The sequence below is a fragment of the Tsuneonella amylolytica genome, assembly GCF_003626915.1.
GTDB classification, from domain to species: domain Bacteria; phylum Pseudomonadota; class Alphaproteobacteria; order Sphingomonadales; family Sphingomonadaceae; genus Tsuneonella; species Tsuneonella amylolytica.
Window position 1 is genome coordinate 2,029,677 of record NZ_CP032570.1, and the last position, 12,824, is coordinate 2,042,500.

General features: G+C 68.0%; 13 protein-coding genes and 1 pseudogene (1 of these 14 only partly in view). 7 read left to right on the forward strand and 7 right to left on the reverse strand.

Annotation, left to right across the window (positions count from 1 at the left end; genetic code table 11):
• The 4 genes from D4766_RS09965 to D4766_RS09980 all read left to right on the forward strand — a co-directional run bounded on the left by D4766_RS09965 (position 1) and on the right by D4766_RS09980 (position 3,464).
• Positions 1–675 (forward strand): COQ9 family protein, encoded by a 675-nt coding sequence (locus tag D4766_RS09965; RefSeq protein ID WP_120717323.1) that lies wholly within the window; start codon positions 1–3, stop codon positions 673–675.
• Between the two features lie 52 nt (positions 676–727).
• Positions 728–979: a FeoA family protein gene (locus D4766_RS09970; protein WP_120717324.1), complete on the forward strand. Its 252-nt coding sequence runs from the start codon at positions 728–730 to the stop codon at positions 977–979.
• Between the two features lie 13 nt (positions 980–992).
• Positions 993–2,849 carry a ferrous iron transporter B gene (feoB, locus tag D4766_RS09975; protein WP_120717325.1) on the forward strand — a complete coding sequence of 619 codons (1,857 nt, stop codon included), beginning with the start codon at positions 993–995 and terminating at the stop codon, positions 2,847–2,849.
• Between the two features lie 87 nt (positions 2,850–2,936).
• Entirely contained in the window at positions 2,937–3,464 is a 528-nt protein-coding gene (locus tag D4766_RS09980) for a single-stranded DNA-binding protein (protein WP_120717326.1), read from the forward strand.
• A 22-nt stretch (positions 3,465–3,486) separates the two neighbouring features.
• Here the strand turns inward: D4766_RS09980 and D4766_RS09985 are convergent, their stop codons facing one another.
• Both D4766_RS09985 and D4766_RS09990 read right to left on the reverse strand, forming a co-directional pair.
• A complete protein-coding gene (locus D4766_RS09985) occupies positions 3,487–4,005 on the reverse strand; it encodes a YceD family protein (RefSeq protein WP_120717327.1) in 519 nt (172 codons plus the stop codon).
• Positions 4,002–4,517, reverse strand: coding sequence for a ubiquinol-cytochrome C chaperone family protein (locus D4766_RS09990; protein WP_120717328.1), 516 nt, complete (start codon positions 4,515–4,517; stop codon positions 4,002–4,004). Before D4766_RS09990 ends, D4766_RS09985 begins: the two co-directional genes overlap by 4 nt.
• A gap of 161 nt (positions 4,518–4,678) precedes the next feature.
• Here D4766_RS09990 and D4766_RS09995 point away from each other — a divergent pair, with 161 nt between their 5' ends.
• From D4766_RS09995 to hslU, 3 genes are read left to right on the forward strand one after another with little or no spacing between them, the layout of a single operon-like run.
• Positions 4,679–5,155 (forward strand): outer membrane protein assembly factor BamE, encoded by a 477-nt coding sequence (locus D4766_RS09995; RefSeq protein WP_120718169.1) that lies wholly within the window; start codon positions 4,679–4,681, stop codon positions 5,153–5,155.
• A gap of 45 nt (positions 5,156–5,200) precedes the next feature.
• Positions 5,201–5,773, forward strand: coding sequence for an ATP-dependent protease subunit HslV (gene hslV, locus D4766_RS10000; protein WP_120717329.1), 573 nt, complete (start codon positions 5,201–5,203; stop codon positions 5,771–5,773).
• Between the two features lie 5 nt (positions 5,774–5,778).
• The gene (hslU, locus tag D4766_RS10005) at positions 5,779–7,089 is read left to right on the forward strand and encodes an ATP-dependent protease ATPase subunit HslU (protein ID WP_120717330.1); all 1,311 of its coding nucleotides are present in this window, start codon (positions 5,779–5,781) and stop codon (positions 7,087–7,089) included.
• Here hslU and D4766_RS14070 read toward each other — a convergent pair.
• The 5 genes and pseudogenes from D4766_RS14070 to D4766_RS10030 all read right to left on the reverse strand — a co-directional run.
• Positions 7,086–7,526: pseudogene (locus D4766_RS14070) on the reverse strand (sodium-independent anion transporter); the annotation flags it as partial. The gene hslU and the pseudogene D4766_RS14070 overlap by 4 nt on opposite strands.
• 237 nt (positions 7,527–7,763) lie before the next feature.
• Positions 7,764–9,581, reverse strand: a complete 1,818-nt coding sequence (locus D4766_RS10015; protein ID WP_120717332.1) for an ABCB family ABC transporter ATP-binding protein/permease — start codon at positions 9,579–9,581, stop codon at positions 7,764–7,766.
• Positions 9,582–9,640: 59 nt separating this feature from the next.
• A complete protein-coding gene (locus D4766_RS10020) occupies positions 9,641–10,657 on the reverse strand; it encodes a retropepsin-like aspartic protease (RefSeq protein WP_162935736.1) in 1,017 nt (338 codons plus the stop codon).
• A 68-nt stretch (positions 10,658–10,725) separates the two neighbouring features.
• Entirely contained in the window at positions 10,726–12,222 is a 1,497-nt protein-coding gene (locus D4766_RS10025; RefSeq protein WP_120717334.1) for a lipopolysaccharide biosynthesis protein, read from the reverse strand.
• Positions 12,219–12,824, reverse strand: partial view of a glycosyltransferase family A protein gene (locus tag D4766_RS10030; protein ID WP_162935737.1) — the 3' portion only. 390 nt of this gene lie beyond the right edge of the window; only the last 606 of its 996 coding nucleotides appear in the window; the start codon falls outside the window, past its right edge; its stop codon occupies positions 12,219–12,221. The genes D4766_RS10025 and D4766_RS10030 overlap by 4 nt, the downstream gene beginning before the upstream one ends.

Consider the following 12,824-nt stretch of genomic DNA (forward strand, 5'->3'; position numbering starts at 1 on the left):
ATGGCCAGCGCTCCCGATGCCTCGTTTGCGGACCTGACGCTCGATGAACTGCGGCCCGCGCTCGCCCCGGCGATCGCCGATGCCGCGATCTTCGACGGCTGGAACGAGACCGCGCTCGAGGCGGCGGCCATGCAGGAAGGCGTCGATTTGGACGTCGCGAAACTGGCGTTTCCCGGCGGCGCGATGGACATGATCGCGGCATGGATCGAATCGGTCGATGCCGAAATGGCCGCCGTGCTCCCGACCGAAATGCTGGCCGGCATGAAGATCCGCGAGCGCATCCGCAGCCTCGTGCAGGCGCGCCTCGATGCGGCCGCCGGACGCGAGGAAGCGCTGCGCCGGGCGCTCGCCATCATGGCGATGCCGCAGAACGCGCCCCGTGCCGCCCGCCTCGGCTGGTCGAGCGCGGATGCGATGTGGCGGCTCGCAGGGGATACCGCGACCGATTACAATCACTACACCAAGCGGGCGATACTCGCCTCGATCTACGCGGCGACGCTTCTGGTGTTCGTCGACGACCACAGCGAGGACAAGGCGGAAACCCGCGCGTTCCTCGACCGGCGGATCGACGGGGTGATGCGGTTCGAGAAAGCCAAGGCGCAGTTCCTGCGGCCGAGCGAGCAACGCTTCAGCGTGTCGCGCTTTCTGGGGCGGCTGCGCTACCCCTCGAGCTGAGGTTTATTGATAATCAGTTGCAATTAGCACGGCGCTCGGGCATCGGCGCCGTGTGACCGAGGCGCTTACTCTCGACTCCCTCGAACGCGGCCGCCGGGCGCGGATCGTCGCCGTGGACTGGGACCGGATGGCCCCGGAAGACGGCGTGCGGCTGCGCGCGCTGGGGCTCGATGCGGGCGCGCGGGTGGCGGTGGCACACCGCGGCGTGTTCGCCGGGCGCGATCCGCTGGCGGTGATGATCGGGCGGATGACCGTCGCGGTCCGCCGCGCGCACGCCAATGCGATGGAGATCGAACCGCTGTGACGGTATTCCTGCCATGACCCGGCCGCGCACCGCGGCGCTCGTCGGCAATCCCAACGCCGGCAAGAGCGCGCTTTTCAACGCGCTGACCGGCGCGCGGCAGAAGATCGCGAACTATCCGGGCGTGACAGTGGAACGGAAGGCCGGCCGCATGGTCCTGCCGGGGGGCGAACCGGTCGAACTGATCGACCTGCCCGGTGCCTATTCGTTCGAACCGTCGAGCCCCGACGAGGAAGTGACCCGCAAGGTCGTCCACGGCGAATTCCCGGGCGAGGCGGTCCCCGACGTGCTTGTCGTCGTGCTCGATGCGACGAACCTGGAACAGCATCTCGTCTTCGCGCAGGAAGTGATCGCGCTCGGCCGGCCGACGGTCGCGGCGCTCAACATGGTCGACCTCGCCGAGCGGGACGGACTGGTGCTCGATGCGGCCGCGCTGTCGCAGGCGCTGGGCGTGCCGGTGGTCGAGACGGTGGCCGTGCGCCGTCGCGGCCTCGCCGACCTCGCCGCCGCGGTCGAAACGGCGGAGGCACGCGCCGCCGACGCCGCCGACGCCGCCGATCCGCAGCCGCACCTGACGCTGCCCGAACGGCGGCTCGCGGCCTCCAACATCGCGCGCGGGGCGATCCTGTCGGAGACCGCGCAGCATCGCCTGCACGCCGGGCTCGACCGGGTCCTGCTCCACCCGTGGATCGGGCCGCCAATCCTGTTCGCCCTGCTGTTCGTCGTGTTCCAGGCGGTCTTCGCATGGGCGACCCCGTTCGCCGACGGGCTGGAGGCGCTGGTCGGGGCGCTTTCCGCGTTCGTCACCGACACGCTCCCCGCAGGATTCGTGCGCGATCTCCTCACCGAAGGCGTGATCGCCGGAGTGGGCTCGGTGGTCGTCTTCCTGCCGCAGATCGTGATCCTGTTCGCCTTCATCCTGGCGATGGAGGCATCGGGCTACATGGCGCGGGCCGCATACCTGATGGACCGGTTGATGCAGGGCGTGGGCCTGTCGGGCCGCAGTTTCATTCCGCTTCTCTCGAGCTTCGCCTGCGCCATCCCCGGCATCATGGCGACGCGCAGCATCGCCGATCCGCGCGACCGGCTGACGACGATCCTGATCGCTCCGCTGATGACGTGTTCGGCGCGGCTGCCGGTCTATGCGGTGATCATCGCCGCGTTCATCCCGGCGACGACCGTGGGCCCGGGCATCGGGCTGCAGGGTCTGGTCCTGTTCGGCCTCTACGTCGCCGGCATTCTCGGCGCGATGGCGGCCGCGCTGATACTGCGGCGCTCGGTCGCGAAGGGTCCGGCGAGCGGCTTTATCATGGAGCTGCCGCGATACCAGCTGCCCCGGCTGAAGGATCTTGCGATCGGCCTGTGGCAGCGCGCGTGGGTGTTCCTGCGCCGGGCGGGTACGATCATCTTCACCGTCACCGTGATCCTGTGGGTCCTGCTGAGCTTCCCCAAGGCGGCACCGGGCGAGAGCCAGGTCGAGGCATCGATCGCCGGGCAGATCAGCCGCGGTCTGGCGGTCGTCGTCGAACCCATCGGCTTCAACCGCGAGATCGCGCTGGCGCTGATCCCGGCTATGGCCGCGCGCGAAGTTGCCGTATCCAGCCTCGCGACGACATACGCCGTCGACGCGCCCGACGAGGAGGCCGCCGCGCAGGGGCTCGCCAGCCAGCTGTCGTCGCGCTGGAGCCTGCCGACCGCGCTCGCCTTCCTCGCTTGGTTCGTCTTCGCGCCGCAGTGCCTGTCGACCATCGCGGTCACCCGGCGCGAAACCAACGGCTGGAAATGGCCGGCGTTCATGCTCGCCTACCTGTTCGGCCTTGCCTACATCTTCGCCGGGCTGACGTTCTGGATCGCCACCGCGCTGGGCCTCTAGCCTCCCCGACAAATCGGGCGGGCGGGCTGGCGACTCGCGGCGGCCTTGGTTAAGCGCCTCTCCCAAGCAAGAGAGGAAAGCGATTCCATGGCCGGGTCACTCAACAAGGTACAGCTCATCGGCAATCTCGGGGCCGACCCCGAGGTGCGCAGCTTCCAGAACGGCGGCAAGGTGTGCAACCTGCGCATTGCCACGTCGGAAACCTGGAAGGACCGCAACAGCGGCGAGCGCAAGGAAAAGACCGAGTGGCATACCGTCGCGATCTTTTCCGAAGGGCTGGTCGGCGTGGCGGAGCAGTACCTGCGCAAGGGCAGCAAGGTCTACATCGAAGGCAAGCTGCAGACCCGCAAGTGGCAGGACCAGTCGGGTAACGACCGGTATTCGACCGAAGTCGTGCTGCAGGGCCCGGGCGCGGTGATGACCATGCTCGACGGCGCACCCGGTGGCGGTGGCGGCGGCGGCAACCGCGGCGGCGGCGACTACGGTGGCGGCAATCGCGGCGGCGGCGGCGGTGGCGGCTGGAACCAGGGCGGCGGCGGCTCCGGTGGCGGCATGGGTGCCGGTTCGGGCGGCGGCTCCAACTACGACGATCTCGACGACGACATCCCGTTCTGACGGGAAGCGCTGCCGGCCGCGTTCAGGTCTTCCTGAGCGCGGCCAGCCCCTCGGCCAGCGGGCCGCGGGGGGCGCTTTCGTCCTCGATGCCGGCTGCGCGGCGCGCGGCATCGGCGTCCGGTCCCATGGCGTAGGGGTCGACCGCGAGCGCCAGGCTCTGCGCGACCGCTTCGCCGACATCGATGATCTCGCCATCGAACTCGATCTCGTCGGGTTCGTCATCGGCGAGTTCGATCTCCTCGTCTGCGGCCACCGGGCTCAGCGCGCGCACGAAGCGCAAGTGCAGCGGCTCCTTCAGGTGCACCGCGAAATCCTCGCCCGATACGGCGCACGGCTGGATCACGTCCGCGGCCAGCGTGCCGGTCGCGACGATCGCATCGCCTTCTGGCGTGAAGGACAGTTCGGCGCTCAAGGCCTCGATCGCGGTCACGCCGACACGATGGGCTAGCGCCGCCCGCTCTTCATCGTTCGCCTCGAGCGTGGTGGATTGGGGCGGGTGGGGGCGCACCTTCACGATGCGGCTGAATTCGGCCGCGCTCATGGCGCGACGTTCCCTTCGAGCAGAGCTGCATCGGTTGTGCGATCGAGCCGCGCGGCCCAGTCCGACAGCCGCCGCGCGACCAACGCCGGGTCGCCGCGCTCGCCGAAGTTGACGTTGCGCGCGACCGCTTGTTCCAGCGCCTCGCCGCCGGAGACCAGCCCGTCTCGGTAGGCGTCGAACCGCCCGCCCATCGCGCCCATCAGCTTGCCGACGTGCTTGCCGACGACGATGTCGCCGATGCCCATCTCGCGCAGCTGGCCGTCCATGTCGTGGACGAACAGTTCGGTCAGCAGCGCCGATTCGCGTTTCAGCCCGCCGTCGCGGTCCATCCGCGCGAGCACGGCTGCAAGCGCCGCGCTCACCATGTCGAACCGGCCGGGCACGGTATCGGCTACGCCGCCGTCGCGGTACCATTCGGGGCGGCGCGCCTCCGCCACGACCTCTCCGTACAGCGGGCGCAAGGCTTCGCGAGGGTCGGGCTTGGCTGCGAACAGGCGATCGAGGAGGCTCATGATTGACCGCATGTCGCGCGCATTCAGCGGCAATTCAAGCGGCCAGCCGCACTTCGCGCGGCCATCCGGTCGCGAGCGCAGTCGCCAGAGCGATTGCCAGAGCGGGCGCCCTTGCCTAATGCGCCGGTGCTGAAACGACGATGACGAAGGTTTTGTACGCGATGACGGTACTCCGCCCCCAGATCCTGGCCACTGGCGCGATCCTCGCCGCGGCGCTCGCGATGGGGGGCTGCGCCTCGATCCGCGAGAATCGGGGCTTCATCGCCGATCCGACGCTCGTCGCGTCGGTGCAGCCGGGCATCGACAACCGCCAGTCGGTCGAAGCGACGCTGGGCCACCCCAGCTTCGAAAGCCAGTTCGGCACGCCGACTTGGTACTACGTGTCGTCCACCACCGGACGCCGCCCGTTCGTGCGGCCAGAGATCGACACCCACCAGGTGCTGGCGGTGCAGTTCGACGCGGCCGGCAACGTCGCCTCGGTCGAGAAGAGCGGCCTCGACAAGGTCGTCTACCTGAGCCCCGACGGCGACAGCACGCCGACGGTGGGCCGCGAGCGCGGCTTCTTCGAGGATCTGTTCGGCAACATCGGCACGGTCGGCGCTCCCACCCAGCAGGGCACCGGCCCCAACGGTTCGTGACCCGCCGCGCTTGAAGCGGCCTGCCAGCGCCCCATATCGCGGCGCATGGACGAGAGACATTCCGCAAGCCGCGATTCTTGGGGTCTGACCCCGTGGCACGGCACCACGATCATCGGCGTCAAGCGCGAGGGCAAGACGGTCGTCGCAGGCGACGGCCAAGTGTCGATGGGCAACACCGTGATGAAGCCTAACGCTCGCAAGGTCCGCCGCATCGGCAAGGACGGCGCGGTCGTGGCGGGCTTCGCCGGAGCCACCGCCGACGCCTTCACCCTGTTCGAACGACTCGAGAAGAAGCTGGAGCAGTACAGCGGTCAGCTGATGCGCGCCGCGGTCGAGCTTGCCAAGGACTGGCGCACCGACAAGTACCTGCGCAACCTCGAGGCGCTGATGATCGTCGCTGACAAGGACACGCTGCTGGTGCTGACCGGTAACGGCGACGTGCTGGAGCCCGAGGGCGGTATCGCCGCGATCGGCAGCGGCGGCAACTACGCGCTCGCCGCGGCCCGCGCTCTGTCCGACTACGAAAACGATGCGGAAAAGATCGCCCGTCGCGCGATGGCCGTCGCGGCCGATGTCTGCGTGTTCACCAACGACCAGGTCACCCTGGAAACCGTCTGAGACCCATGGAAAAACTGACACCGAAGGCGATCGTCGCCGCGCTCGACGAGCATATCATCGGCCAGGCCGACGCCAAGCGCGCGGTCGCCGTCGCGCTGCGCAACCGCTGGCGCCGCCAGCAACTGGGCCCCGAGCTGCGCGACGAGGTGACGCCCAAGAACATCCTGATGATCGGGCCCACGGGCTGCGGCAAGACCGAGATCAGCCGCCGACTGGCAAAGCTCGCCGAAGCGCCGTTCGTGAAGGTCGAGGCGACCAAGTTCACCGAAGTCGGCTACGTCGGCCGCGATGTCGAGCAGATCGCCCGCGACCTCGTGGAAGAGGCGATCCGGCTCGAGAAGGACCGCCGCCGCGAAGCGGTGCGCGAGGCGGCGAGCAAGGCCGCGATGGACCGGCTGCTCAAGGCGCTCGTCGGCGAGAATGCCAGCGAGGCTACCCGCGAGGCGTTCCGCCAGCGCATCACCGACAACTCGATGAACGACACCGAGGTCGAGATCGAGGTGGAGGATGCGCCCAGCATGCCATTCGACATGGGCGGAATGGGCGGCCCGGGATCGCTTGGGGTCGGCATGATCAACCTCAGCGACATGTTCGGCAAGGCGATTGGCAAGTCGAACCTCAAGCGCCGCAAGCTCAAGGTCCCCGACGCGTGGGACAAGCTGGTCGACGAGGAGGCCGAAAAGCGCATGGACCAGGACGACGTCGCCCGGGTCGCGCTGGCCAATGCGGAAACCAACGGCATCGTCTTCCTCGACGAGATCGACAAGATCGCGGTCAGCGACGTGCGCGGCGGTTCGGTCAGCCGCGAAGGCGTGCAGCGCGACCTGCTGCCGCTGATCGAGGGGACGACCGTTTCCACCAAGTACGGCCCGATGAAGACCGACCACGTGCTTTTCATCGCCAGCGGCGCGTTCCACCTTGCCAAGCCAAGCGACATGCTCCCCGAACTGCAGGGCCGCCTGCCGATCCGGGTGGAGCTGCGCGCGCTGACCGAGGAGGACTTCGTCCGCATTCTCGGCGAAACCCGCGCGAACCTGGTGGCGCAGTACAAGGCGCTATTGGGTACCGAGAAGGTTACGGTCGACATCACTCCCGACGCGATCGCCGAAGTCGCGAAGATCGCCGCGCAGGTGAACGAAAGCGTCGAGAACATCGGCGCCCGCCGCTTGCAGACGGTAATGGAGAAGCTGCTCGAGGAATTGAGCTTCGAGGCCGAGGATCACACCGGCGAGACGGTGACGGTCGATGCCGCCTACGTGCGCGAGCGGTTGTCCGATCTCGCCGGAGACAGCGACCTCAGCAAGTACATCCTCTAGCGGCGGCGCCCGCCCTCAGGGGGGGGCGAGAGGCCGATCTCGACGCCGGTCTTGTCGGTGAGGGCGAAACGGTCGACGACGTCGGCGCTCGCTTCGTTGAGGCCGACCATCTGCACGCTGCGCCCGTTCATTCGCATGCGCTCGACCACCTTGTCGAGCACGCCCACGCCCAAAATGTCTTAGGAATGCGCGCGGGTGACGTCGATCACCACGTGATCGCCCGGATCGGATCGCTCGCTTTCGCGCCCGAAGGCCTGGGAGAACCGGTCGACCGAGGCGAAGAAGATCTGCCCCGTCACGCGGGAGGTCGCGGTTTCGTCGTCGCGCAGCCGCTCGACCCCGAACATAGTGCGCACCTTGCCAGTGAAGAAGATGCGGGGCAGCAGCGCGCCGAACGACAGATCGTGCGTGCCCACCACCGTCGCGGCCGTCGCCACCGCCGACAGCACGGCGATCGCCACGAGCGGGGAGGGGACCCCCGTGGTGAGGCACGGCAGGAAGTAGATGTTCGCGAGGCCCGCCGCGACCATGGCGTAGGTTTCCCACCCCATGCCGATCAGCTGCGGCAACTGCGCAGCGCTCCGGCAGAAAGCATGACGATGTCCGGTTGCACCCGAAGAAGCCGAGAAGTACGCGGCCAGTGGTCCATTGTGCAGTGCGGCGCAACTGCGGGCCTACTCGGCCGCTTCGGCCACCTCGTCGCCGTCGGCCTGCTGACGGGCCCACATGTCGGCGTAGAGACCGTCGGCCCGCAGCAGCTGGCCGTGCGTGCCGCTCTCGGCGAGCCGGCCGCCTTCGAGCACGAGAATGCGGTCGGCATCGGCCACTGTCGACAGGCGGTGGGCGATCGAGATCGAGGTGCGGTCGGCGCTGACCTTGTGCAGGGTCGACAGGATGTCCTGTTCGGTCCGCGAATCGAGCGCGCTCGTCGCCTCGTCGAGCAACAGGATCGGCGGGTCCTTCACCAGCGTGCGTGCGATGGCGACGCGCTGCTTCTCGCCGCCCGACAGCTTCAGGCCACGCTCGCCCACTTCGGTTTCGAAGCCCTGCGGCAGGCTTTCGATGAAGGGCAGTATCGCCGCGCCGCCCGCCGCGCGCACGATATCCTCGTGCGAAGCGCCGCCCCGGCCGTAGGCGATGTTGTAGCCGATGGTGTCGTTGAACAGCACGCTGTCCTGCGGGACGATACCGATCGCCGCGCGGACCGATGCCTGCGTCACCTCGCGGATATCCTGCCCGTCGATCAGGATACGGCCCGACCACGGGTCGTAGAAGCGGAACAGCAGCCGCGCGATCGTGCTCTTGCCCGCGCCCGAAGGCCCGACGATGGCGACGTGGCCGCCGGCCGGTACCTCGAACGACAGGCCGTGGAGGATCGTGCGATCGGGCTCGTAACCGAACACCACGTCCTCGAACACGACCGAAGGCCGGCCCACCACCAGCGCCGGTGCCCCGGGGGCGTCGATCACTTCGGCTTCGGTGTCGATCAGCTTGAACATAGCGGCCATGTCGATCAGCCCCTGGCGGATCGTGCGATAGACGAAGCCGAGCATGTCGAGCGGGCGGAAAAGCTGGGTAAGATAGGTCTGCACCGCCACGAGGTCGCCGACCGTCAGCGCACCCTTGCTCCACTGCCACACGCTGAACCCAAGCGCGAACAGCATCAGCGCGTTCATGATCAGGGCCTGCACGATGTTGAGGAGGCCCAGCGAATTCTCCGACTTGATCGCAGCCTGGGCATAGGCGCGCGCGGCCTTGCCGTAGCGCTCGGTCTCGCGATCCTCCGCACCGAAGAACTTCACCGTCTCGTAGTTGAGCAGCGAATCGACCGCGCGGGCGAGCGCCGTGCCGTCGAGATCGTTCATCTGCTTGCGCAGCGCGGTGCGCCATTCGGTGATCCAGCGCGTCGCCGCGATATAGATAACAACCGTCGCGGCCGTGGCCAGCACCAGTGGCAGCCCGAACAGGGTATAGAAGATGACCCCCACCGCGATCAGCTCGAGGATCGTCGGCGCGATGTTGAAGAGCAGGAAATAGAGCATCGAATCGATGCTCTTCGTGCCGCGCTCGATCGTCTTGGTGACCTCGCCCGTGCGGCGCGACAGGTGAAACCGCAGCGACAGCTGGTGCAGGCGGGAGAAGGTGTCTTCGGCCAAATGGCGGGTGGCGTCCTGCCCGACCCGCTCGAACACGATGTTGCGTATCTGGTCGAACGTGCCGCCCAGGAAACGCCCCGCGGTGTAGGCGATGGCGAAACTGAGCGCGACCCACAGCAAAGGGTCGCCCTGCAGCGCCATCGTGTCGACGACCTTCTTCATGGCGAGCGGGGTGGCCAGGACGACGCCCTTGGCCAGCAGCACCAGGATCATCGCCACGGCGATGCGCCAGCGCAGGTCGGCCCGGTCCTTCGGCCAGAGATAGGGCAGGAACCGCTTGAGGGTCGCCCACCCGTCGTAATCGGGCGGCGCGGTCGGGGTCCGATCGGGCGGCATGGCCCCAATGTGGGCCGCCCCCCGCGCTTAGACAATGGGCCGGCGGCCCGGCGGCTGCGCTAGAGGCGCGAACCGCGGCCCGTCAGGTCGATCCGGCTGGCGGGACGCTCGGTCCCGTCGGGAAGGTCGAACAGAAGGGTCCGGTCGGAAAAGTCGATCGCGACCCGGTCGAACAGGCGCAGATCCTCGATGCCCAGGATCAATGCCGGCTTGTTCGCCAGGCCGAGCGCGGCGAACGCGGGCGCATCGGCATAGTTGATGCGGATCGCGTTCAGCTCCATGCGCTTCACCCCGCCCCGCCCGATCACGACCTGCCGCGCGACACCGAGATTGCCGGTGATCGGCGTGCCGGTGACGTCGGTCGAGGTGAGCGGTATCCCGTCCTTCACACGCAGCCGGCGCTGCAGGGCGCGGTTGCCCATCGACCCTTGCGCCCCGGTATCGACCACCACGGCGGTCCGCACCCCGTCGATATCGGCATCGGTGATGATCAGCCGGCCGAGCTTGCGCCGGGCGCGCACCACGATCTCGTAGCCCTTGTTGCCGCCCAGTTCCTTGCCGTCGCCCACCGCAATTGTTTCGCCGCGGAAGTCGATGAGCACGCGCAGGTCCTGCAAGCTGTCGAGCCCCAGGATGCCGTCGGCCCCGATATGATGCGCCTCGAGCAGCGGGGCGTGGATTCCGTCGAAGACGCGGCTGCCGAAGGCGAGGCCATCGACCCGCACGAGGTCTATTTCCGTGCGAGCGGCGATGCTGACGAGGGTGGCCCTGCCGAGCGACGGCATCTGCAGCTGCTCGCGCAGCCGCGGGGTGACGACCGTCGCCTGCGATCCGGTGTCGATCATGAAGCGGAACGGTCCCTTGCCGCCGATCGTGACGGGCACGGTCATCCGGCTGTAGCGATCGCGCGTGCCGTCGATCAGGTCTTCGGGCGGAATGTCCGCGAAGTCGGGAACGGCCTCGAGTGACGCCGCCAGCACCGGGGCAGGGGCGGGTCCGGGTTCCGATGCTGCCGCGGGCGGGGCGGCAAGCAGGAGGAAAGACAGAAGGCCGGCGATTACGGGCGAAGGCGCCATGACACGCTCCTTTCGCCGGGCATAATAGCACCGGAGGCGGCCGCTTTCCATCCGAACCCCCGCGCGGACTACTCGGCGGGGGTGGGCATTCCCTCGGGCGGGTTCGACCCGCGATTGCGGAGAAAGCCGATGGGCTCGAGAAGCCGCTCGCGTGCGAACATCCACAGCAGGCCGAAATAGATCGCTCCGCCCGCCGGTCCGATTATCGCGAGGCGTACGAGGGCGGGCCGTTCGGCGACCATCCCGTCGAGCGCCCAGACCCCGGTCGCCATCGTGACGGCAGCGACGACTGGCGGCAGGACCGCCCGGACGAGCTCCCGCTTCGTCACGCCGATCGCCGGCAGCGATATGCCCGCGGCGAACAGCGTGAGCAGAGGGTACGCCACCAGCCACGCCGCTGCGATCCCGAACACGCCGAAGCCGCTCCCGACCAGAAACGCGACCGGCATGACGATCGCGCCCACCGCCGCATTGGCCGTGGCCAGCCCCGGCCGTCCCACCGCGCTCACCGCGGGGGCGAAAAGGACGAACAGCGTCATGAACGGCATCGCCATCGCCAGCATGCGCACAAGGGGCACGGCCTGGCTCCACTTCTCGCCCAGCGCGAACAGGACGAGCGGCTGCGCGCTCGCCGCCATGCCGAGGCAGAAAGGCATCGCCGCGACCATGACGAGGCGGACGGAGGTGAGGAACGCCCGGCTCAGTATGCCCGGGTCGTCTTGTATGCGCGCATAGGCGGTGAACGCCACTTCGTTGATCGGCGGCACGACCTTGGTGACGAATATCTGCGCGAGGAAAAGCGCCGTCGTGTAGACGCCGAGCCAGTAGGGGCTTGTCGCGCGGCCAGCGATGATGACGTCGGCCTGTGACTGCACGAACCACAGCAGGCTCGCGGCGGTCACCATGCCGCCGTAATTGGCAAGGTGCCAGCCACCGGCGAAGTCGAAGCTAGGCCGGACGAACGTGCGGGCGACGAACCACATCCCGAAAGCGCGGGTGGAAAAAAGGACCATGGGGGCGAGCACCAGCGTCCACACACCGAGACCTCCCAAGGCACCTGCCAGGGCGGCGACCGCGCCGAGGAGGGCCGACACGATATTGACGTGGGATTGCAGGCGGAAGTCGAGCTTGCGCGCGAGCACCGCGTACCCGAACGCCAGGAACGGATTGGTGAAGTAGATGAGCGCCTGCACGCGCAGCATGTCGGCTACCAGCGGCTCGTGATAGAACTGGGCGACCCACGGTGCCGCCGCGACCTGGATCGCGGCAAGCACGGCATTGAGCACGATGAGCATGCCGAACAACTGGCGAAGCGTCCGCTCTCCGGCATCGCGATCGCGCACATAAGCGTTGGCGAGAGCGTAGCCGTTGAGCTGCGACAGCAGGCTCATCACGACCCCGGTTATGGCATATAGGCCGTAATCGGTCGGAGAGAGAATGCGGATGACCGCGAACGTCGACAGCCAGGCGATCGCCTGTGCCGCGATCTGCGAGCCCGACCGCCAGAACACGGCGCTGCGGACATCGTTGCGGAACCGCGCAATCGATTCGGCGGAGCGCGTCATGCCGCTCGCTGCCTCGTAGTGCGCAGCGATCGAAGGAATGCGGCGACGCTGCCGGTATTGCCGCGCGAATGGGCGAACCGGCGCCACATCAGCATAGGTTTCGCGAGCGAGGGCGCGAGCGCCCACAGGGCGTAGGCACTTTTCCAGACGGGGCCGGACAGCTCGTTATAGGCCCGTAGTATCGCGATTCCTCCCCGCGGGTCGCCATCGATGACCCGGTCGATCGCCTGCTCGAAGCCGATTCGGCGCCGCGTCGCTTCGATGAGCTTGGCCGCCAGCTCCTGTTCGGGCCGCCCGTCGAGAGCGCGATACGCCTTCGCATATACCTTCAGATTGCCGACCAGCATCCGCTGCGCACTGCTCGACGCCGATCCGGCGCGAATGCGATAATCGCCGAGGACCTCGTCGATGTAGCGGGCGTGCCCGCCCAGCAGCATAAGGCGCACCCAGAAGTCGAAATCCTCGGACTGCGCCATCGTCGTGTCGAAGCCGCCGATCGCATCGAAGTCGGCCCGCCGGAAGGTGGTGCCGATATACACGCCGAAGCTGCGGTCGAGGACGTCGCCGAGCGTCCCCAGGCGTCCTTCTCCGGAGCCCTGCTT